Below are 21918 nucleotides of genomic sequence, written 5' to 3'. Positions count from 1 at the left end.
ATGCCCGTATCCAAACCTCCCAAGCGCGGCGTGGTGCTCGTCGCCGACGACGATCCGGTCATGCGGCTGCTGATGCTCGAAATGCTCGGCCAGGTCGGGCTCGATGCAGTCGAAGCAGAAGACGGCCGCCAGGCAGTAGACCTGTTCCAGAGCATGTCGCCCGACCTGATCCTGATGGATGTCGATATGCCCAACATGGACGGCTTCGCGGCTTGCCGCGAAATCCGCCGCATCGAAACCGGCTCCGCTGTCCCCATCATCATGGTCACCGGCGGCGACGACATCGAGGCCGTCACCAACGCCTACGAAGTGGGCGCCACCGATTTTGTATCCAAGCCGATCAACTGGCCGATCCTTGGCCACCGCGTGCTGTATGTGCTGCGCGCCAGCGACGCCATTGTCCGCCTGCGCATCGCCGACGCCCACAACCGCGCAGTGCTCGCGGCGATTCCCGACACCTTCTTCAGGCTGAACAAGGACGGCTTCTACCTCGACTACGAGCAGGGCCATGACGCCTCCGCCGCCTTCCCGACCGAGAACTGCGTCGGCAAGCACATTACCGACGTGTTCCCGCGCGAGATCGCCGAGCGCTTGCTCGAACAGATGCGCGCCGTGCTCGAGACCCAGCATATCCGCTCGGTTGACTATGAGCTGATCCGCTTCGGCGCCGTGCAGCACTTCGAAGCGCGGCTGGTGGCCACCGGCCCGGAAGAAGTGCTGGGCCTCGTGCGCGACATCAGCGAACGCAAACGCACCGAAGAACAGATACGCCGCCTCGCCTACTGCGACAGCCTGACCGGCATCCCCAACCGCCAGGCCTTCCTTGAAACGCTGGAGCGCGAGCTGCACCGCTCCAAGGTCGGCAACAAGAAGTTCGCGGTGCTGTTCATGGACCTTGACGCCTTCAAGCGCATCAACGACACACTGGGGCACAACGTCGGCGACCACCTGCTCAAGATCGTCTCGGAGCGCCTGCGCGAAACCATCCGCCCGAGCGACCTGGTGTCGCGCGGGGACCAGGCCACCAACCTCGCGCGCCTTGGCGGCGACGAATTCACGATCCTGATTCCCGACCTTGAACGGGTCGAGAACGCGCTCAACGTCGCCCACCGCGTCAAGGAAGCGATGCGCAGGCCCTTCCTCATCGAAGGCAACGAGATCTTCGTCACCGCCAGTATTGGCATCTCGCTGTTCCCCGAGGACGGCGACGACTGCGATTCGCTGCTGAAGTACGCGGACACCGCCATGTACCACGCCAAAAACTGCGGCAAGAACAACGCCAAGCTTTACAGCTCGTCGCTGACGATGCAGATCATGAGCCACGTGAAGCTTGAAGTGGGCCTGCGCAAGGCGCTCAAGAACGATGAGCTCTATTTGCTGTACCAGCCACAGATCGACGTGCGCTCCACCGAGATCGTCGGCGTTGAAGCGCTGGTGCGCTGGCGCCACCCGGAGCGCGGCATCATCTCGCCCAACGAATTTATCCCGCTTGCGGAAGAGACAGGCCTGATCGTCCCGATTGGCGAATGGGTACTGAGAACGGCCTGCAACCAGGCCAAGCTATGGCAGCGCCAGACCCAGCGCCTGGTGCGCATGGCGGTCAATCTATCGGCCAAGCAGTTCAAGGACGAAAACCTGACGCAGATCGTGATGTCGGCCCTGCACGACACCGGGCTTGATCCCAAGCTGCTGGAGCTGGAGCTGACCGAAGGCACGCTGATGGATGACGCCCGCGCCACCATGGCCACGCTGGAGCAGCTGCGCGCGATCGGCGTCTACCTGTCCATCGACGACTTCGGCACCGGGTACTCGTCGATGAACTACCTGAAGCGCTTCGATGTGCGCGCGCTGAAGATCGACAAGAGCTTTATCTGCGGGCTGCCGCAGGATTCGGAAAACGCCGCCATCACGCGCGCAATCATCGCGATGGCGCATGGGCTGAAGATGGCGGTGGTGGCCGAAGGGGTGGAGACCGACGAGCAGCTGGTGCTTCTGGAGCAGCTGGGCTGCGACATGGTGCAGGGCTTCTACCTTGGGCACCCGTCGCCGCATGAGTCGATTGCGCTGATGCTGCAGAAAGTGTGCGCGATCGCGGCGCCGGCCAAGTAAGCGGCGGATGCGCGCATTGCGCTTATCCGCCCTACGTTTGAGCCGCCGCGCACGCCGTCTTCACGGCGCCAGCACCAGGGTGTACTTCGCCGCTCCTGGCAAAAACGGCGTCGGCTTCCCCGCCACCCAATCCTGATGGCCGTTCAGGAAGAACGGCGACAGGGGATGTCCGCTCTGCCCACCCGGCATATTGAATACCCCCTCCTCCTCGCGCCCCGGCGACACCGTCATGCGCTGCGACTGCCCGAACTTCGCCCCTGCCACGCGCGGCATGTTGGCGTCACCCGGCAGCATGTCTGCCGGCGCCGACAGCCATCGCTTTAAAAACGGCACCGCGTTCCCGATCGGATGCACGATGGTGGCGGTATTGCGTTCGCCCCATGTGGCCGCCGACAGCTGCCTGCCATCCTTCGTCAGGTCCGCGATCACGGCATCGACTGCCGCCAGTTGCACGTCCCGCCAGCTGCGATGGGCAGAAGGCAGCCACCCGGCCGGCTGCTCGTCGAGCAGGCGCGCCACCACTGCCGGCCAGCGTGAACTGGCCATGGCAGCCGTGGCCTTGTCATCCAGCGTCGCCATTTCCGCGTTCGCGCCCCCGTACAGCACCTCGTGCAGCGACCACATGAAGTGGCGCGCCAGCCGGTAGCCAACCGAGTCGATGCTGGCCCTCCCGCTCCAGCTTTCAACTAACAGTCGACGGAACTCGGCGCGCTGCGGCTTGCCTTCCACGGCGCTGGCATCGAGCACCTGCAGCGCGCGTTCGCGCCAGGGCGCAATGAACACGGCGCGGTCATCCATCGCAATGCCATACACCCCGGCGACGTCCGCGCCCGTTCCCAGCGCTGCCAGCTGGTCGCGCACCTGGCGGTTACGCGCGCCGATATCGAAGCCGCCATCGCCGATCACCTGCGCGCCCGCTCCGTTCAACTGGCGGCTGTTGGCCGTCGATAGCTGGCCGCCCGCCGGATTGCGCAGCACCGGGTAGGCCCCTGGCGCCAGCGGTGCTTGCCATCCTGCCCCGGCGTTATCAGGCGATAGCGGGAACGTCGACGCGATGCCCGGCTGCGCGCGACCGGCCATGGCTCCCACGATGGTCCAGCCGATGTTCCCCTGGTCGTCGCCTGCGACGAAGTTCTGCGCCGGGATGCCGACTGTCGCTGCGGCCGACAAGGCCGCATCGAGCGTGTCGGCCGATTCAAACTTCATCGGGTTCAGGTTGATGGCCTGCGCCGAATGCGCGATCCAGTGGATCGCATACTGCTTGCCGCCCGTTTCGCGCAGTGGCCCGAACGAGGTGGTGCGCACTTCAATCTTCTCGGCGGGCTCGCCTTTGACAAGGATGGTTTCCTCAGTCCGCGCCGGGGTCTCCCAGCCGGCCGGCGTTTGCACCTGCCCTGGCCGCGAAGCGTCGGTGCTGACTTCGACGAGGTCGAGATAATCGCCATAGCTGTTCGTGAATCCCCACGCGACCTTGCCATTGCTGCCGACGACCACCACGGGCGGCGCTCCCGGCAGGCTGACGCCCACCACGCGCCGCATCGCGCCGTCGGCCGCCGGGAAGCGCAGCGCCAGCCGGTACCAGGTGTTGGGGAGCTGGATCCCGAGGTGCATGTCGTCCGCGACGATGGCCGCGCCGTGCCTGCTGCGGCTGCCCGCCAGAGCCCAGTTGTTGCTGCCGACCGAATCGACGAAATCGGCCGCCGCGATCCGGGTCGGCTTATCGGCAGGCGGCTTGCCCCACCAGGCGGGGGCGGCCGGCGGCAATGGCGCCAGCGGCGCCGGCACGCTGTCCGCATCGATCGGCGCGTCCCACGCGGTCGCTTCCGGCAGCAGGAAGGCCAGCTGCGCCGCGTCGGTATTGTCACGCAGCCAGCCGCGCGCCAGTTCACGCGGCTCCAGCATGCCTTGCAGGTCGAAGTACATCGCCCACACCACCAGCAGCGAGTCGGCCGCCGTCCATGGCCGCGGGGCGGCGCTGACCAGCGCGTATTCGAATGGCTTGGACGCGAGTGCGGACAGACCATCATTGACGCCGGCGGCGTAGCGTTCAAGGAAGCGGCGCTCGGCCGGCGTCATCGCCGCCAGCGCGGCGTTGGCGCGGGCGCGGAAGCGGTGCAGGCGGTGCGATTTGTCGACCGGTACCGCGCGCGCACCAAACAGCTCGGCCAGTTCGCCCGCGCCGACCCGGCGCAGCAGGTCCATCTGGAAGAAGCGCTCCTGGCCGTGGACGAAGCCGGTGGCGTAGGCCACGTCGTCGCGGCTGGTTCCGCTGATGGTGGGGATGCCCTGGGCGTCGCGCACGATGCTCACCTCGGCAGTCAGGCCCGGCACGGCGCGCCGCCCGTCGAGCTGGGCCAGGCTTCCGCGCAGGAACAGCCAGATTCCCACCATGCCGAGCACAAGCAGTACGAACAGGGTGAGCACCGCACGCAAGGTCCAGGTTTTAACGCCACGCTTTCTCATGGATATCCTTTAATGTGTCCCGGAGCGATATTGCCAGAAAAACCGGGAGCGCAAAACGGGAAGTTTAGAGTTGAACTGCGCGAGGGTTCCGCCGTTCAATTTGACGTGCATCAGAGGTCGGTGATCTAGGGCTTCTAAGCTAGCTTAAATGCGACACCCTCAGTGTTGCTGCAATCTGAAGGAGATCACCATGCTTCGCTACCTGATCTTGCTACTCACCGCCGTCCTTGCCACTGCCTGCGCCACGCCTGAACAGCGCGCCGCCAGGATGCAGGCCGAGATGGATCACATGATGCGCGTGTATGGCCCGGCATGCGCCCGACTGGGCTTTTCCGCCAATTCCGACCAATGGCGCAGCTGCGTGCTTCAACTGAGCGCGAAGGACGATATCGACCGCTATGGCTACCATCCGTATTATTACGCCGGGTTCGGGCGCCCTCACTGGAGCGTCGGCGCCGGCTGGGGGCCTTACTGGTAGGCTTGGGCGAAGGCCGCCTTGGTGAGCGGCATGCGCGAATCGAGCAATTGTGCGATCAGGCGCTGGGCATGGAGGACCAGCGCAGGATAATGCGCGTCGCGCGGATGCAGTGAAAAGCGCACCAGCGGCGAATGCTCCAACAGGCAGGCCACGGTGGATGCCGCAACCGGCGATAGCGCCCTGCCCCCTTTGTTGCGTGCCGCGTACACAAGGCTGGGCGAAAACACCCGGCGCCGCTGCGCCAACAAGTGAAAATGCGTGAAGGTCGTGGTGTAGAGGAAGGGAAAAGCATGTACCGCCTGCCAGGCCTTGGGGCCGATCAGCCAGGCGGGCGCGACAAATCCGGACACCGGCCATCCACGGTCACGAAACCATTCCAGTCCCAGTTCAATGCGCCGTCGCGCCTCCTGCTCACTGATCGCGGCAAACTCGCCCTCGCCCTGCGTGTACACGGTGCGGACCAAGGCGCCGAATGGCCCGCCGCGCGCGGGCCCGTCGTCAGTATGGGTATAGCCGTGCAGCGCCAGTTCGTGCCCGTGGTCCAGCATGCGCCCAAGGGTGGATTCAAGCTGGTGCGAGCGGGCGCCGCTGCCCCGGTAATGGGGAATCACCAGCCATGTGAGCGGAATATCCGCAACAGCGCGCACCGCGTGCAACAGCAGTTCGCACTCGGCCCAGGTATCGGGCGCCACGTCGTGGATGGAAACGCATAAGCTGCCCGGGTCGCTTGGTTCACTCAGGTCATTCAGCAACAAAGATCCGCTCCGCTTCCAGTTCCGCCCGTTGACGCGAGGCGAGCAGCCCTGCGTAGCGCTGGAGCAGTTGCGGCATGATGCGGTTCCAGTCGTACTGCTCGCGCGCGTGATGCAGCGCGTTCTTGCCCAGTTCAGCCATGTCGCAGCGGTAGATGGCGTCGATGCCCTCGCACAGCTGCGCAACGCTATTCGGTTCGACCAAAATTCCGGTCCCAGGTTCAACTAGCTCCGCTACGCCGCCCCCCGTCGTCCCGACAACCGGAATGCCGCAGGCCATGGCTTCAAGCACGATCAGGCCGAAGGTCTCGCGGTCGCCCGGGTGCACCAGCACGTCGCTGCTGGCGATCAGCCGCGCCAGGTCTTGCTGGTTGCGCTTGAAAGGAATACAGGTCATGCGGTCGAGCTGCGGCAGCCTGGTGCCGCCACCGATCATCAGCAAATGGTAGGGATGGCCGAGGCGCCGTACCGCTTCTACGAGGATCGGCAACTTCTTTTCAGCCGTAAACCTGCCGGCGTACACCAGCAGGCGCGTATCCGGCGCCAGGTTCAAATGTTGGCGCAGTGAATTGGCACGCCGACGGGGCGAGAAGGTATCGATGTCGATGCCTAGCGGCTGATGGAACACGCCGCGCACGCCGATGTTGTCCAGCTGGCGCACCATGAGTTTGCTTGGCGCCATGACGAGGTCAAACTGGCGGTACAGGTGGGCGAGATAAGCGCTGGCCATCCGTGTCGACGCATTGCCCATGCGGTCGCCGATGATCCGTGGCAGGTCGGAATGGTAGAAGGCGACCGCGGGGATGTTCAGCTTGCGCTTGACCCGCAGCGCCGCCCACGCGCAATGGCCGGCGTCGCCCGCCTCGACCAGGTCCGGTTCAAGCGCGCGCAAGATGCGTGCCGTGCCCGTCACCGACAAGGGCAAGCGGTAGCCATGGATTCCAGGAAACGGCATCGATGGGATGGCGACAAGGGAACGCATCTTGCCATCCGTGGTCGGCACGTTGGGGCTGAGAATGGTATGCCGGATCCGCGTCCGCTGGACCAGCCAGCGCGCCTTGGCGTTGAGATAGGTACTGACGCCACCACCCCGGGCGGCGTAGAACATCGTGATGTCGGCGATATGCATACGTTGGCTTCACAAAATGAAAAGCCAAGATAGCAGCGCCGTCCTTCACGGATTTGAGCACACGCAAATGGGTGCCGTCATTTCGTTCAAGGATAGCGCTGGCGCAAAGTGCCGGTGTTGCTTTGGTGTAGATGAGCCCGCTTGCGCAATCAGGTGCTGCGGCGGTCCAGCATGGCCCGAGCGATCGTACCGGCGTCGACATATTCTAGCTCACCTCCGACCGGCACGCCGCGCGCCAGGCGGCTGACCTTGAGTCCGCGCGCCTTCAGCATTTCACTGATGTAATGCGCGGTGGCCTCGCCTTCGTTGGTGAAGTTGGTGGCGAGCACCACTTCGCTGACCACGCCGTCGGCTGCCCTGCCCACCAGCTTCTCCAGGTGAATGTCCTTGGGGCCGATGCCGTCCAGCGGCGAGAGCCGGCCCATCAGCACGAAGTACAGGCCCTTGTAGGTCAGGGTTTGCTCGATCATCAACTGGTCGGCCGGCGTTTCGACCACGCACAGCAAGGCCTTGTCGCGCCTTTCATCCAGACAGGTATCGCAGATTTCCGTTTCGGCGAAGGTATTGCACAGCGCGCAGTGATGCACGTTGTCCACCGCCTGGTACAGTGCGCGCGACAGCATCGACGCGCCTTCGCGGTCGTGCTGCAGCAGGTGGAATGCCATCCGCTGCGCCGACTTGGGACCGACGCCGGGCAGGCGGCGCAAGGCCTCGGTCAGGAAATCTAGCGAGCTGGACATTAAAGCAGCTTAGAACGGCATCTTGAAGCCGGCTGGCAGGTTCATGCCGGCGGTCATGCCGCTCATTTTTTCGGCGGAAGTGGTTTCGGCCTTGCGCACGGCGTCGTTGAACGCGGCGGCGACCAGGTCTTCCAGCATGTCCTTGTCGTCAGCCAGCAGCGACGGGTCGATCGAGACGCGCTTGACGTCGTTCTTGCAGGTCATCACGACCTTGACCAGGCCGGCGCCCGACTGGCCTTCCACTTCGATCAGCGCCAGCTGTTCCTGGGCTTTTTTCATGTTGTCCTGCATGGCTTGCGCCTGTTTCATCAAGCCTGCGAGCTGGTTCTTCATCATGGTGCTGTTCTCCGAAATCTAAGAGTAGGACAAATATTGTAGAAAAAATTCCGCGCTTTATGCCGCCGTGGCCGGCGGCGGGCGGATCGATCCCTGGACCACGAACGCGCCGAATTCGCGCATCAGGTCCTTGACGAAAGGATCGCTCGCCACGGTTTCCTCGGCCTTGCGCTGGCACTCCTCGCGGAATGCCTGGGCTTCGGCGCTGGCGGTGTACCAGACGTGGCCGATCTCGATGTCGACCGCGACCTTGGTATTGGTAAAACGTTCCTGCAGCGCCGCTGCCAGCTTTTCGCTGTTGCCGCTGGCGCGCAGCGTGTCGATCGGCACGCGCAGCTTGAAGGTGGTGACGTTGCCATCGACCGTGCAATTGACCAGCTCGGTCTGGAACGCCAGCTGCTGGGCGACGCCGCGCAGCGGCAGCCCGGCGGCAAGGCCCGGCCAGTTGCCGTCCCAGTCGATTTCGGGCACTGGCGTAATGACGTAGGCGTGGCGCGGCGCGGCGGGCGCGCGGACCGGCGCGGGCGCGACGGCAGCTGGCGCCTCCTGGGCTACTGCGGTGTCATCGGAAAACTCCATCACCCACGACGGCGGGCCATCGTCGGCTTCCGGCTCGTCGTAGCTTTGCTGGACGGCCTGCGGCTGCTGCTGGACCGGCGCCGCTGGCGGCGCCGATGGCTGTTCCCACGGCGGCGGCGCTTTGGCAACCGGTGGCGGCGCGCCTGGTGCGGCTTGCATCGCCGGCGGCGGGGCCGCTGGCGCAGGCGCGGGTGCTGGCGCGGCGGCCTGCGCGGCATTCTGGTCGGCCTGGATCGACATCGCGGTCGGGCGCTTCTGGCCACCGCCCTGCCCGCGGCTGGCGGAACGGGCAGCTTCCAGCGCCGCATTGATGGCGGCGCGCGCTGAACTCATTGCGGGCGCAGGACCAGATGGCGCAGCAGCAGGTGCAGGCGCAGCTTGCTGGACTGGCGCTGCCGGTGCGGCCGCCGGCGCGGGGGCTACTGCCGCGTGGCTTGCCACCGCTGCCGATTCGGCACGGGCTGGCGGCGCCGGCGCACGCGGCGCTGGCTGTACAGGACGCGCCGCTGCGGGCGCTGTTGGCGCAACGCCTTCCGCGCCGCCGTTACCCGGACGGAAAGCCAGCATGCGCAGCAAGGTCATGGTGAAGCCCGCGTATTCATCCGGCGCGAGGCCGATCTCGTTGCGGCCGTGGACAGCGATCTGGTAATACAGCTGCACTTCCTGCGCATCGAACTCTTTGGCCAGGCGCTGGATGTCGGCCAGCTCCGGCAGGTCCGACGGCACGGCCGACGGCACGCTCTGGGCCAGTGCGATCCGGTGCAGCAAGGTGCCGAGGTCCTGCAGCGCGCCGTTGTACGACAGGCTGCGGCTGGCCATTTCGTCGGCCACCGCCATCAGGTCGGCGCCGTCTTGTTTCAGCAGCGCGTCGAGCAGGCGGATCAGGTAGGACTGGTCGAGCGCGCCGAGCATGCCCTGCACCGCTTCGAGCGTCACCTGGCCGGCCGCGTACGCGATGGCCTGGTCGGTCAGCGACAGCGCGTCGCGCATCGAACCGTGCGCGCCTTGCGCCAGCAGGCGCAGCGCCGGCTGTTCGAAAGTGATGCCTTCCTGGCCAAGGATGTTTTCAAGGTGGCCGATGATGTGCCCCGGCGGCATCTGCTTCAGGTTGAACTGGAGGCAGCGCGACAGCACGGTGACGGGGATTTTTTGCGGGTCGGTCGTCGCAAGGATGAACTTGACGTGCGCAGGCGGCTCTTCCAGCGTCTTCAACATCGAGTTGAAGGCGTGGTTGGTCAGCATGTGCACCTCGTCGATCATGTAGACCTTGTAGCGCGCGTTCGATGGCGCGTACACAGCCTGCTCGAGCAGCTGCGCCATCTCGTCGACGCCGCGGTTCGAGGCCGCGTCCATTTCGATGTAATCGACGAAGCGGCCGCTGTCGATCGCCACGCACGCTTCGCAGGCGCCGCAAGGCTGGGCGGTAACGCCGCCGTTGCCGTCAGGGCCGATGCAGTTGAGCGATTTGGCGAGGATGCGCGACAGCGTCGTCTTGCCGACGCCGCGTGTCCCGGTGAACAGGTAGGCATGGTGCAGGCGGCCCGTTTGCAGCGCGTGCGTCAGCGCGCGCACCACGTGCTCCTGGCCGACGAGCGTTTCGAAGTTCTTGGGACGGTACTTGCGGGCGAGGACTTGATAGGACATGCTGGATTTTACCGTATGTGGCTTGCCGGGTCGTAGCAAAGGGTCGCGTAAAGCGGTATTGTATCAGACCGATAATTGGGCATTTTGGCCGCTGCCTCGTCGTTCCCGCGCAAACGGGAACCCATGCTGTGCGCCTGCCAAAGGCGTGGCATGGATTCCCGCTTTTGCGGGAACGACGCATGACTGGAGTTGGGAACTGCGCGTCCGGAACCGGAGCGTGAGAAAAACGAAAGAGGCGAGCCTGATCTGCGGCACTTATGGTGAACAGCCGTGGCTGCTTCCTTCCGGACCTGACCAGGTTAGCCGTGCCACAATGCGCAGGGGCCCGCCAGCTTCAATTATAACCGACGCGCAGGATTTATGGAAACCCGCGCGCCGCAACCCGTTAAATACCCAGTTCCTGCCAGATGGCGTCGACCCGCTTCTTCACCGCGTCGGTCATCTCAATGGTGGTGCCCCACTCCCGGCTGGTCTCGCCCGGCCACTTGTTGGTCGCGTCGATGCCCATCTTGCTGCCCAGGCCACTGACCGGCGAGGCGAAGTCGAGGTAATCGATCGGCGTGTTATCGACCAGGACCGTATCGCGGGTCGGATCGACGCGCGTGGTGATCGCCCAGATCACTTCCTTCCAGTCGCGGATGTTCACGTCCTCGTCGACCACCACGATGAACTTCGTATACATGAACTGGCGCAGGAAGCTCCACACGCCGAACATCACCCGCTTGGCGTGGCCAGCGTACTGCTTCTTCATCTGCACCACCGCCATGCGGTAGCTGCATCCTTCGGGCGGCAGGTAGAAGTCGGTGATCTCGCTGAACTGCTTCTGCAGCAGCGGGATGAACACTTCGTTGAGGGCGACGCCAAGCACCGCCGGCTCGTCTGGCGGCTTACCTGTATACGTAGAGTGATAAATCGGGTTGCGCCGCATCGTGATGCGGTCGATCGTGAAGACCGGGAAGCTGTCCTGCTCATTGTAATAGCCGGTGTGGTCGCCGAACGGGCCTTCGAGCGCATGCTCGTAGCCGCTCGGGTGGTTCTCGTCCGGGTAGATATGCCCTTCCAGCACGATCTCGGCATAGGCCGGCACCCGCAGCTCGCTGCCGATTGCCTTGGCCAGCTCGGTGCGGCTGCCGCGCAAGAGGCCGGCGAACTGGTACTCGGACAAACTGTCCGGCACCGGCGTCACGGCGCCGAGGATGGTGGCCGGGTCGGCGCCCAGCGCGACGGCGACCGGATACGGCTGGCCCTTGGTCGCAATGGCGTGCTCGCGGAAGTCGAGCGCGCCGCCGCGGTGCGCCAGCCAGCGCATGATCACCTTGTTCGGGCCGATCACCTGCTGGCGGTAGATGCCCAGATTCTGGCGCTTCTTGTGCGGGCCCTTGGTAATCACCAGGCCCCAGGTAATCAGCGGCGCGATATCGCCAGGCCAGCAGTGCTGGATCGGCAGGCGCGCCAGGTCGACGTCGGCCCCCTCCCATACGATCTCCTGGCACGGCGCGCCGCGCATCTCCTTGGGCGACATGTCCCACACCGCCTTGACCAGTGAGCTCATGCCCACCAGGTCCTTGAACCCTTTCGGCGGCTCCGGCTCTTTCAGGCGCGCCAGCACGTGGCCGATCTTGCGCAGCTCGGAGATGTCGTCCGCGCCCATGCCCAGCGCCACCCGGCGCGGCGTGCCGAACAGGTTGCCCAGCACCGGGATCTGGTGCCCGGCCGGGTTTTCAAACAGCAGCGCCGGCCCTTCGGCGCGCAGGGTACGGTCGCAGATCTCGGTCATCTCCAGGTACGGCGAGACGGGCGCCGTCACCCGCTTGAGCTCGCCCATTTGTTGCAGTTGGGAAACAAAGTCGCGCAGATCAGAATATTTCATCGGTTTGTTCTTTTTTTGAGGCCAACGGAGTTGTTGAAATAGCCACGGCAAGTGGTTGATTTAACAGGGTATTGTTGCGTCGCAGCACAAAATGTCATACCCAAAAGTAATAACGATGAATCGTGTTAGTATTGACTTGATATAAGGCAGCCCATACAATTTGCTCTAAATTGATGAGATCGCACGTCGAAAGACATGATTTTAGCCTGTTCTCATACTTTCACGGGGTCGGGGCCCCAATGACATTTAATGGAGTGTTTTCTACAGGCGTCTGCCTACCTCCCCGAAAAAAGTTGTTTAGCCACTGGTCAAATACCAAAGGGAACCACCAGCTGAAGCAAGCAATGACGGCGTAAATCGACCGGATCGCGGCACCCGCGAACGGGACGATAGACGATATTTCTGATGCACGGCATTAGTCAGACCGTTGCCCTAGATGGCAGCGACGGGATCACTTTTTCCGCGACAAAGGGGAATTCGATGACAAATCGTTTCAACGGGGCGACAGCAAAGCTCGCCCAAACCATGGCCATCCAGCCAATCACGTGGGTTTCCGTGACCAAGGCGGCCCGTGGCGTGCTGACCACCGCACAACACACCCTGACCGTATTCGGTCTCTCAGCGGTAGCGGTAATCGCTCTGCTCTATGGCAACCCAGACCTGGCCAAGCAGTTCTACCAGTTCGTCGCACCGGAACCAATGCCGGTGGCAAAAATCGAAGCGCCTGCGATGACGGCGCTGATGGCATCGCCAGCCGCGGCTGTCGAAGCGGAAGAAGTCGAGCCAACCGCGCATGACAAGGCGCTGGCCGGCACTAAAAAGCAGCAGGAATTCGTGACCTCGTGGCTGTCCAAGCGTTATCGCGTGGCTGGCGACGCCGCCAACATGCTGGTATCGACCGCCTACCTGACGGCCAGCGAAATGAAGCTCGACCCCCTGCTGATCCTCGCCGTGATGGCGATCGAATCGCGCTTTAACCCGTTTGCCGAAAGCCCGGTAGGCGCGCAGGGCCTGATGCAGGTGATGTCGAAGGTTCACAAGGAAAAGTTCCAGGAAATGGGCGGCACCCAGGCTGCACTGAACCCGGTTGCTAACATCCGTGTCGGTTCGCAGATCCTCAAAGAGTACGTCCAGCGCGGCGGCTCGGTGGAAGCCGGCCTGAAAAGCTACGTCGGCGCAGCGGCCTTCGAGACCGATTCCGGCTACGGCTCGAAAGTCCTGGCTGAATACCAGCGCCTGAAGCAGGTTGCACGCGGCAAGAACGTGCCGATCTTCACTCGCCCAGCGCCAGCGACCATGGTGGCCGACAAGGCAGCGCCAGCAGCCGCTCCTGCCCCGGCTGCGCCAGCGCCGAAGGTAGAGGCACCGGTCGTGACTGACGTAAGCAGCGAGGCGATCGCCGGCCTGTAAGCAGTCCTGATCCAGACAGAAGGCCACCGGCGGTTGCGGTGGCCTTTTTGTTGGCTATGTCACCGTTAAAAGTGTGGAAGCGCTACACCCTCGTCGTTCCCGCGCACGCGGGAACCCATACTGAAGACGACCAGTAATAAAGCGATTCGAGCTCCAGCGCATACATAGTATGGGTTCCCGCTTTCGCGGGAAGTCGGGTCCGCCAGTGGCGGGCACGACGTGCTCAATTCCATACCTAACGGTGACATAGCCTTTTTGTTTGCTCCGTCGTTTCCCCCAAGCCAAAAAAAAGCCACCAGTGCAACGCACGGTGGCTATCCTCTTGGCGCAAACGCGGCTTAACGGCGTGCGGCCGCCACTTCATCCGCGCGCAGCACCGGCGCCAGCTTGTCCAGCACGCCATTTACATACTTGTGGCCATCGATCCCGCCGAACGACTTGGTCAGCTCGACCGCTTCGTTAATCACGACGCGGTAAGGAATGTCCAGGTTGTTCTTCAGTTCGTACGCGCCGATCAGCAGCACACCGTGCTCGATCGGCGACAGCTCGGCCACGCCACGGTCGATCAGCGGGGCAAAGGTGTCGCGCAGCGAGACGGAATCCTGGATCGCGCCGTACAGCAGGGCCGCGAAATAGTCCGCGTCGGCCTTCTCGAAGCCGTGCGCGGCACGGATGTTATTGACGACCGTGGTCGCCGGTTCATTGTTCAGCAGCCACTGGTACAGGCCCTGCAAGGCGAACTCGCGCGCCCGGTGACGCGGCGTGCGGTTCTTGCTGGGATTGGCGTGAATCGATTTGTCAGTCATGGTTTCTTACCCGTTCTTTATTACTGTTCTTCTTAGTCTTCGTCGGCTTGCAGGTCTTCCAGCGCCAGCAACAGGTTGGCCATTTCAACGGCCACACGTGCTGCCTCAGCGCCCTTCTCTGCCATGCGTGCTTCAGCCTGCTCGTCGTTCTCGGTGGTCAGCACGGCATTCGCGATCGGCATGCCGTAGTCCAGCGAAATGCGGGTAATGCCAGCGCCCGATTCGTTCGACACCAGTTCGAAGTGATACGTTTCGCCACGGATCACCGCGCCCAGCGCGATCAGCGAGTCGAACTGCTGGGTTTCTGCCATCTTTTGCAGCGCCAGCGGAATTTCCAGTGCGCCCGGCACGGTAACGTGCAGGACATCTTCGTCGGCGATGCCGAGGTGCTTCAGTTCTGCCAGGCAGGACGACAGCAGGCCGTGGCCCACGTCGGCGTTAAAGCGTGCCTGGACGATGCCAATGCGCAGGCCGGCGCCAGTCAGATTGCTTTCATAAGTTCCTACGGTCATGGTCGGCCCCTTTTATCTTGTGGTTGGTGGTGAATAGTACCGCGTCAGGCGGCCGGTTTGGCGAGATAACCGGTAACTTCCAGGTCGAAACCTGTCATCGACGGCATCTTGCGCGGGCTGGCCAGCAATTGCATCTTGCCCACGCCCAAGTCTTTCAGGATCTGCGCGCCGATACCGTAGGTGCGCAGGTCCATCGACGCCGCGCGCGCCTGCGGGCGGGTGTCGGTCGTGTCGAGCGCCGCGAACTGGGCAAACAGCTGTTCTGCCGTCTCGCCGCAGTTGAGCAGCACCATCACGCCGCGTTCTGACTGTTTGATCGCCTGCATTGCCGACGCCATTGTCCACGAGTGGGTGGTGGCCTTGTTTTCCAGCAGGTCGAGGATCGATACCGGCTGGTGCACGCGCACCAGGCACTCCAGGTTCGGCGCCAGGTCACCGTGCACCATCGCCAGGTGGGCGCTGCCGCTTGGCTTGTCGCGGAAGGCGATCAGGCGGAAGTCGCCGTAGATCGTGCTCATCGACCGCTCGGCCACGCGCTCGACCAGGCATTCGTTCTCGCTGCGGTAGTGGATCAGGTCGGCAATCGTGCCGATCTTCAGGTTATGTTCTTTGGCAAACTCCAGCAGGTCCGGCAGGCGCGCCATGGTGCCGTCGTCCTTCATGATCTCGCAGATCACCGATGCCGGGGTCAGGCCCGCCATTTCGGTCAGGTCGCAGCCTGCCTCGGTATGGCCGGCACGCATCAGCACGCCGCCCTTCTGGGCCTTCAGCGGGAAAATGTGCCCCGGCTGGACGATGTCGTCCGGCTTGGCGCCCTTGGCAACGGCCACCTGGATGGTCTTGGCGCGGTCAGCAGCGGAAATACCCGTCGTCACGCCCTCGGCCGCCTCGATCGACACGGTGAAGTTGGTGCCGAACGAAGTACCGTTGCGACTCGTCATCATCGACAGGTCGAGCTGGTTGCAGCGGTCCTCGGTCAGGGTCAGGCAAACCAGGCCGCGCGCATGCTTGACCATGAAATTGATGGCTTCAGGAGTCACGAAATCGGCCGCGAGCACCAGGTCGCCTTCGTTTTCGCGATCTTCCTCGTCGACCAGGATGACCATGCGGCCTGCGCGCAACTCGGCAACGATTTCCTGGGTGCTGGAGATAGACATTAAGGATTCCTCTAAGACGGGCATGTAAAGCGTAATCCGCTATTTTAAAGGATTTACCAGCTTCCCACCGGCATTAGGCCCAGCAATAACCCGATCCGCGCAGGCCCGCGCCTCCCCCGCGCCGCGCCTGTTACAAAACAACAACAAACCATGCCGGAGGGGCACACGACACGGCACAGCTTGCGAACTGGCATAAGGGGTAGAATTCCGGCACCAAGACCGATGCCAGGATGATGTGCCGATGACCACCAACTTCGTCAAGACAGTATGCGTTAGCGCTTTCCTGTTCGTGTATTCGATCGCGGCCCACGCCGCGATCAACCTCGCCGACACCATTCCTGTCGGCCCCCAGGTCAAGGTCGGCAAACTGGCCAATGGCCTGACCTACTATATCCAGAAGAACAACAAGCCCGAAAAGAAGCTCGAACTGCGGCTGGTGGTGAAGGCCGGTTCCATCCTGGAGGACGAAGACCAGCTCGGGCTCGCGCACTTCACCGAGCACATGGCCTTCAACGGCTCGGCCAATTTCCGCAAGCACGAACTGGTGTCCTACCTGCAGTCGATCGGCGTGAAGTTTGGCGCTGATCTTAACGCCTACACCAGCTTCGACGAAACCGTCTACATCCTGCCGATTCCGACCAACCGCAAGGCCAACGTCCACAAAGGCTTCCTGGTGCTGAAGGACTGGGCCAGCGGCCTGACCTTCAACCACGCTGACATCGACAAGGAACGCGGCATCGTGCAGGAAGAACTCCGGCTCGGCAAGGGCGCCAATGACCGCATGAACAAGGTCCTGCTGCCGAAGATGTTCAACGGCTCGCGCTATGCAGACCGGCTGCCGATCGGCACCGAAGCGGTGCTGAAGAACTTCAAATACGACGCCCTCAAACGCTTCTACCGCGACTGGTACCGGCCCGACTTGATGGCCGTCGTCGCGGTCGGCGACATCGACCCAAAGGAAGCCGAACGGCTGGTCAAGCTCCATTTCGGTCCGCTGAAAAACCCGGCCAACCCGCGCCCGCGCACCTACGCGACGATCCCGGCCCGCCCTGAGACCGAGGCCCTGGTCATCACCGACAAGGAAGCAAGCAGCGATTCCCTGCTGATCCGCTATCCGGTGCAGGAATCGATCGAAAAGCCGACTTTTGGCGCCTACCGTGAAAAGCTGATCGAAAGCCTGTTCACCGGCATGCTAAGTCAGCGCATGCAGGAACTGTCGCAGCAGGCCGCCCCGCCTTTCATCGGCGGCAGCAGCAATATCAGCCGCCTGACCGCGCGCTACAAGTCGTACACGGCGTTTGCCGCGCTTGGCAAAGGCGGCGCCATGCCAGCCATCGACGCGCTGGTGCAGGAAAACGAACGCGCGCGCCAGTTCGGCTTCAGCGCGGGCGCGCTGGAACGGGCCAAAAAGAACCTGATGCGCTTCTACGAGCGCGCCTACAACGAGCGAGACAAAACCGACTCGGCCAGCTATGTCGGCGAATACGTGCGCAACTTCCTCGAGCAGGAAAGCATTCCGGGAATCGAGCGCGAATACCGCTACGTCCAGGAGATGGTGCCTGGCATAACGCTCGACGAGATCAACAAATACACCCGCGAGACGATCCCCGACAGCTCCGCCAAGCTGGTGGTCTACATGGGGAATACCAACAGCGACACCCCGGTGCCGACCAGCGCGCAATTGCTCGCATCCGTGTCGGCCGCCGAGAAAACGGCTGTCACCGCGCGCGACGACAAGGCGGTGGCCGCGAACCTGATGGACCAGCCGCCGAAACCCGGCAGCATCGCCAGCGAAACCCACGACGCGGCGCTGGGGCTGACGCGCCTGACGCTGTCGAACGGCGTGAAGGTGATCCTCAAGCCGACCGACTTCCGCAACGACCAGGTGCTCATGAGTGCGGTGCGCTTCGGCGGCCAGATGCTGTTCGACGAAGCCGACGCCTACAACTCGCGTTACGCCAGCTCGATCATCGCCAGCATGGGCCTGAAGGACTACTCGCCGCTCGACCTGCAAAAGGTACTGGCCGGTAAGTCCGCCACCGTGCGCGCGGGGCTGGGCAGCAATACCGACATCGTCAGCGGCAGCGCGGGCAGCAGCGACATTGAAACCATGCTGCAGCTGGTGCACCTGCAGTTCAACGGCGTGCGGCGCGACTCCGACCTGTACAAGTCGTTCATCGCGCGCCAGGTCGACGCGGCCCGCAACGCGATGACGCAGCCGGAGCTGGTATTCCGCGACGCGATCATCACCACGCTGTACGACAACCACCCGCGGGTGGCGCGCACGCCGCGCCCGGAAGACTTCTCCAAGGTCAGCCTGGACCGCGCCATCGACATCTACAAGGCGCGCTTCGGCAGCGCCAAGGGCCTGACCTTCATTTTGGTCGGCAGCTTCGACACTGCGCGCATCAAGCCGCTGCTGGCCACCTACCTCGCCAGCCTGCCGACACCGGACATTCCGGTCGAAGCCAAGGACACGGGCGTGCGTCCGGTGGGCGGGGTGGTCAAGAAGGAAGTGCGCAGCGGGTCTGAAGCCAAGAGCAACGTATCGATCAACTTCACCGGCAAGGCACAGTTTTCGGAAGAAGAGCAGATGCGCTTCCACGCGCTGCTCGAAGTGATGAACATCAGGATCACCGACATCCTGCGCGAGAAGCTCGCGTTAATCTATGGCGGCGGCATGAACGGAAGCCTCAGCAAGATCCCGTACGAGAACTACGCGATTGCCGTATCGCTGCCGACCGGGCCGGCGAACGTGGACAAAGTGCTGGCCGCGACGTTTGCGGAGATCGAGCAGATCAAGGAGAAAGGCCCGGATGTCGCGGACCTGAACAAGGTGAAGCAGAACTGGATCCAGAGCCACCAGAAATCGCTGCGCGAGAACGGGTACTGGATCAATCACCTGCAAACGTCATTGCTGCACCAGACCGACCCGTCGTTGATCCTCACTTACGAGAAGCAGGTTGCGGCGATCACGCCCGCACAGGTGCGGGATGCGGCCAGGCGCTACTTCAACCTGAACAACTACGTGCAGGTTGTGCTGTATCCGGAAAAGTAACGCTGATTTAGTGGTACATATGAAAAAACGGCGGATGCGCTTTGCTTATCCGCCCTACGTCCATCAATTTCGCGTAGGGCGGATAAGCAAAGCGCATCCGCCGAATCTGGAGTAACCAAGAAAACGTAAGGCCCTACGCCTTTAGCGACAGCATCCGCTCGACATACCGCGCAATCAGGTCAATCTCCAGGTTCACCTTGCTGCCGGCGCGCAGGTGCTTGAGCGTCGTAACCGAAATCGTATGCGGAATCAGGTTGATCGAGAACCGGCAGACCTTGCCCGCGTCGGTGTCGACATCCTCAACCCGGTTCACTGTCAGCGAAACGCCGTTCACCACCACCGATCCCTTGAACGCCAGGAAGCGCGCCAGGTTCTGCGGGGCGTCGATCACCAGCTCCCACGACTCGCCGACCGGCTCAAACCGGTGAACACGACCCAGCCCGTCAACGTGGCCAGACACCAGGTGCCCACCGAGGCGCTCGGCCAGGGTCAGCGCTTTTTCAAGGTTCACTTCTCCGGTCGCATCCAGCCCCGCAGTGCAGTTGAGGCTCTCGCGCGAGACATCGACGCTGAACGCGTCGTCGGTCTTCGACACCACGGTCATGCAGGCGCCGTTGATAGCGATAGAGTCGCCCAGCGCCACGTCCTGCAACGGCAATCCGCCGGAGGAGATATCAAGGCGGACGCCCGCATCCTGTCCGCCTTCAAGCGGGGTCACGGAGGTGATTTTGCCGACAGCGGCGACGATTCCAGTAAACATGCTGCTTCTATTCCTGTTGTGGGGTGAATCTTGCAAGGATACGCAAGTCTGCGCCAACCTGCCGAACCTCGTAAAATTTGAGGGCAATCTTCGCATCGAGCCGGTCGAGCGGCGCCAGCGCGAACATGCCTTGCGCATCGCCGATCAGGCACGGCGCAAGGTACAGCAGTAACTCGTCAACGCAGCCTTCGCGTATCAACGAGCCATTGAGTTTCGATCCCGCTTCGATGTGCAGCTCGTTGATCTCGCGCCGGCCAAGTTCCAGCATCAGCGCCGCCAGGTCGACCTTGCCGTCCGCATTAGGCAGCATGATCACTTCGTTCCCCGCCGCCGTCAACGCCGCTTCCTTCCCGGGGTTTGCGGCCGCGGCGACGATCCATGTTCCGCCGCCGGCAAGCACGCGCGCATCGAGGCTGATTTCCAGCTTGCTATCGATGACGATCCGGCGGGGCTGGCGTGGCGTATCCACCGCCCGCACGTTCAATTGCGGATCGTCCGCCTTGACGGTGCCGATCCCGGTAAGGATGGCGCAGGCCCGCGCGCGCCAGGCATGGCCGTCATCGCGCGCGGCTGGCCCGGTGATCCACTGGCTTTCGCCGCTGTGCAGGGCGGTCATGCCATCGAGGCTGGCCGCAGCCTTCATGCGCACCCATGGCCGCTTGCGCTGCATGCGCGAAAAGAACCCGATGTTCAGCTCGTAGGCCTGGTCTTCCAGCACGCCAGAGCTGACCGCGATCCCCGCCGCGGCCAGTTTGGCCATGCCCTGCCCCGCCACCAGCGGGTTCGGATCGGTGATGGCGGCGACCACGCGGCCGAGCCCCGCACGGACCAGCGCATCGGAGCATGGCGGCGTGCGGCCGTGATGATTGCATGGCTCGAGCGTCACGTACGCGGTGGCGCCGCGTACGTCGTGGCCACGCTGCTGCGCATCGCGCATCGCCATGATCTCCGCATGCGCCTGGCCGGCCGGCTGGGTATAACCGGTGCCGATTACTTCGCCGTCGCGCACAATCACGCATCCCACGCGCGGATTCGGCGTGGTGGTGTACATGCCTTTGGCGGCTAGTTCCAGCGCAAGCGCCATGCCGTCGTTATCGTTCAGTATCTGCACAGTTTTCAGTATGGTTAGGGTGTCTCGGGGCCTGAACAGCTTTCGCCATCGCGCGCCGGATCGCAGGCGCGCGCGCGGCCAAGCATGTTGATTTTAATACGCCGCGTCTGCCCATCGAGCGTCAGCGACAGCGTGCCCCAGCGCGCCGCCATGCTGCTGGCATGGCTACAGCTGCGCCCACCGCCATTATAGGCAATGTAATCGGGGACCCAAGGACTCGTAAAGCCACTGGTGATGACGATGCCCTCGGCAATCGGACCGTGCACCGCGATCAGTTCATCGGCCTCGCCCGGGATACCGTCGCCGTCCTTGTCGACAAAAACAGTCCACCCGCTGCTCCAGCCGCCACCCGATGGCGCCAGGTACACGCGCATGCCACGTGTGATGGCCTGCGAGCGCGTCAGGTCGATCGCCCCGAACAGGTCGGACAGCGCCGCCTTCAGCTGCTGATGGCGGACCAGGGACCGCAAATCGCTGGTCGCAATCCCCAGCAGCACCGCGGCCACCGCAATAACCACCAGCAGCTCCACCAGCGAAAAGCCGTGCGCGCGCCTTATGGCCAGCATCGCTTCGCCAAGCCGGAAGGGCCGCGCTGGCCGATACTGTTCAACGTCAGGCTTCCGCATTCGGCGTCCCGGAACCTGCCATCGACGTTTGCGGTGCCCGGGACCGCTGTCACCACAATGCACTCGCTGATGTCCCGATCGGGGCACGCTTCGCCACGCAGTTCGTAGGCGCTGCCGGATGCATCGCCGCCTGACCACCATTTGAAGCGGCGCGCCGGCCCGTCGGTGGACCCGGCCGAAAAGGCGACGTAGGTGTTGTGCAGCGAGTAGAAGCGCTCCTGTTGTTGAAGGATGTCGAGCAGCGCCATCTGGCCCTCGATGCGGCGCGAGCGGGTGATGTAATTGTTATAGCCGGGATAGGCGATCGAGGCGAGAGTGCCGACGATGGCGAGCACGATCATGATCTCGATCAGCGAAAAGCCTGCGGTGCGTTTCATC

Annotated in this window: 18 protein-coding genes and 1 other RNA gene; 4 read left to right on the top strand and 15 right to left on the bottom strand. The window is 63.4% G+C overall.

Annotated elements, in window-relative coordinates:
* Positions 1-2109, top strand: a complete 2109-nt coding sequence (locus LMJ30_RS17850; protein WP_229433775.1) for a putative bifunctional diguanylate cyclase/phosphodiesterase — start codon at positions 1-3, stop codon at positions 2107-2109.
* Between the two features lie 60 nt (positions 2110-2169).
* On the opposite strand, the gene LMJ30_RS17845 is transcribed toward LMJ30_RS17850, so the two are convergent.
* Positions 2170-4572, bottom strand: coding sequence for a penicillin acylase family protein (locus LMJ30_RS17845; RefSeq protein WP_229433774.1), 2403 nt, complete (start codon positions 4570-4572; stop codon positions 2170-2172).
* 190 nt (positions 4573-4762) lie between these two features.
* Here LMJ30_RS17845 and LMJ30_RS17840 point away from each other — a divergent pair, with 190 nt between their 5' ends.
* Complete coding sequence (locus tag LMJ30_RS17840; protein WP_229433773.1) at positions 4763-5050, top strand: hypothetical protein; 288 nt, start codon at positions 4763-4765, stop codon at positions 5048-5050.
* Here the strand turns inward: LMJ30_RS17840 and LMJ30_RS17835 are convergent.
* From LMJ30_RS17835 to ubiD, 7 genes are all read right to left on the bottom strand, one after another.
* Positions 5041-5802: a DUF2334 domain-containing protein gene (locus LMJ30_RS17835; RefSeq protein WP_229433772.1), complete on the bottom strand. Its 762-nt coding sequence runs from the start codon at positions 5800-5802 to the stop codon at positions 5041-5043. The two genes, LMJ30_RS17840 and LMJ30_RS17835, sit on opposite strands and share 10 nt — an antisense overlap.
* The gene (locus LMJ30_RS17830; RefSeq protein ID WP_229433771.1) at positions 5792-6931 is read right to left on the bottom strand and encodes a glycosyltransferase; all 1140 of its coding nucleotides are present in this window, start codon (positions 6929-6931) and stop codon (positions 5792-5794) included. Before LMJ30_RS17830 ends, LMJ30_RS17835 begins: the two co-directional genes overlap by 11 nt.
* Positions 6932-7080: 149 nt before the next feature.
* Positions 7081-7671, bottom strand: coding sequence for a recombination mediator RecR (recR, locus tag LMJ30_RS17825; RefSeq protein WP_229433770.1), 591 nt, complete (start codon positions 7669-7671; stop codon positions 7081-7083).
* Positions 7672-7680: 9 nt separating this feature from the next.
* Entirely contained in the window at positions 7681-8007 is a 327-nt protein-coding gene (locus tag LMJ30_RS17820) for a YbaB/EbfC family nucleoid-associated protein (RefSeq protein WP_223467420.1), read from the bottom strand.
* Positions 8008-8064: 57 nt separating this feature from the next.
* Positions 8065-10230 (bottom strand): DNA polymerase III subunit gamma/tau, encoded by a 2166-nt coding sequence (locus LMJ30_RS17815; protein WP_229433769.1) that lies wholly within the window; start codon positions 10228-10230, stop codon positions 8065-8067.
* Positions 10231-10461: 231 nt separating this feature from the next.
* Positions 10462-10560, bottom strand: an RNA gene (ffs, locus tag LMJ30_RS17810) — signal recognition particle sRNA small type.
* A 55-nt stretch (positions 10561-10615) separates the two neighbouring features.
* Complete coding sequence (gene ubiD, locus LMJ30_RS17805; RefSeq protein ID WP_229433768.1) at positions 10616-12100, bottom strand: 4-hydroxy-3-polyprenylbenzoate decarboxylase; 1485 nt, start codon at positions 12098-12100, stop codon at positions 10616-10618.
* A gap of 480 nt (positions 12101-12580) precedes the next feature.
* On the opposite strand from ubiD, the gene LMJ30_RS17800 reads away from it, so the two are divergent.
* A complete protein-coding gene (locus tag LMJ30_RS17800) occupies positions 12581-13510 on the top strand; it encodes a transglycosylase SLT domain-containing protein (RefSeq protein ID WP_371873042.1) in 930 nt (309 codons plus the stop codon).
* Between the two features lie 338 nt (positions 13511-13848).
* Here LMJ30_RS17800 and nusB read toward each other — a convergent pair whose 3' ends face one another.
* Genes nusB through ribBA form a run of 3 tightly spaced genes read right to left on the bottom strand, consistent with a single transcriptional unit; the run spans position 13849 to position 15985 of the window.
* The gene (gene nusB / locus LMJ30_RS17795; RefSeq protein WP_229433767.1) at positions 13849-14316 is read right to left on the bottom strand and encodes a transcription antitermination factor NusB; all 468 of its coding nucleotides are present in this window, start codon (positions 14314-14316) and stop codon (positions 13849-13851) included.
* A 32-nt stretch (positions 14317-14348) separates the two neighbouring features.
* On the bottom strand, positions 14349-14828 hold the full coding sequence (gene ribH, locus LMJ30_RS17790; protein ID WP_229433766.1) for a 6,7-dimethyl-8-ribityllumazine synthase: 480 nt from the start codon (positions 14826-14828) through the stop codon (positions 14349-14351).
* 44 nt (positions 14829-14872) lie between these two features.
* Complete coding sequence (gene ribBA / locus LMJ30_RS17785; RefSeq protein ID WP_229433765.1) at positions 14873-15985, bottom strand: bifunctional 3,4-dihydroxy-2-butanone-4-phosphate synthase/GTP cyclohydrolase II; 1113 nt, start codon at positions 15983-15985, stop codon at positions 14873-14875.
* A gap of 241 nt (positions 15986-16226) precedes the next feature.
* Between ribBA and LMJ30_RS17780 the strand changes: the two genes are divergently transcribed.
* A complete protein-coding gene (locus LMJ30_RS17780) occupies positions 16227-19043 on the top strand; it encodes a M16 family metallopeptidase (protein WP_229433764.1) in 2817 nt (938 codons plus the stop codon).
* A 133-nt stretch (positions 19044-19176) separates the two neighbouring features.
* On the opposite strand, the gene LMJ30_RS17775 is transcribed toward LMJ30_RS17780, so the two are convergent.
* The 4 genes from LMJ30_RS17775 to LMJ30_RS17760 are packed head-to-tail and all read right to left on the bottom strand — an operon-like array spanning position 19177 to position 21917.
* Positions 19177-19803: a riboflavin synthase gene (locus LMJ30_RS17775; RefSeq protein WP_229433763.1), complete on the bottom strand. Its 627-nt coding sequence runs from the start codon at positions 19801-19803 to the stop codon at positions 19177-19179.
* 7 nt (positions 19804-19810) lie between these two features.
* Positions 19811-20887, bottom strand: a complete 1077-nt coding sequence (ribD, locus tag LMJ30_RS17770; protein ID WP_267869718.1) for a bifunctional diaminohydroxyphosphoribosylaminopyrimidine deaminase/5-amino-6-(5-phosphoribosylamino)uracil reductase RibD — start codon at positions 20885-20887, stop codon at positions 19811-19813.
* A gap of 41 nt (positions 20888-20928) precedes the next feature.
* Entirely contained in the window at positions 20929-21480 is a 552-nt protein-coding gene (locus tag LMJ30_RS17765; protein WP_229433761.1) for a GspH/FimT family pseudopilin, read from the bottom strand.
* A complete protein-coding gene (locus LMJ30_RS17760; RefSeq protein WP_307729358.1) occupies positions 21468-21917 on the bottom strand; it encodes a type IV pilin protein in 450 nt (149 codons plus the stop codon). Before LMJ30_RS17760 ends, LMJ30_RS17765 begins: the two co-directional genes overlap by 13 nt.
* Between the last annotated feature and the right edge of the window lies 1 nt (position 21918).

Origin of the sequence: Massilia agrisoli (genome assembly GCF_020831365.1) — a bacterium.
Lineage (GTDB): Bacteria > Pseudomonadota > Gammaproteobacteria > Burkholderiales > Burkholderiaceae_D > Telluria_A > Telluria_A agrisoli.
This window is presented reverse-complemented; position numbering and strand designations above follow the sequence as displayed.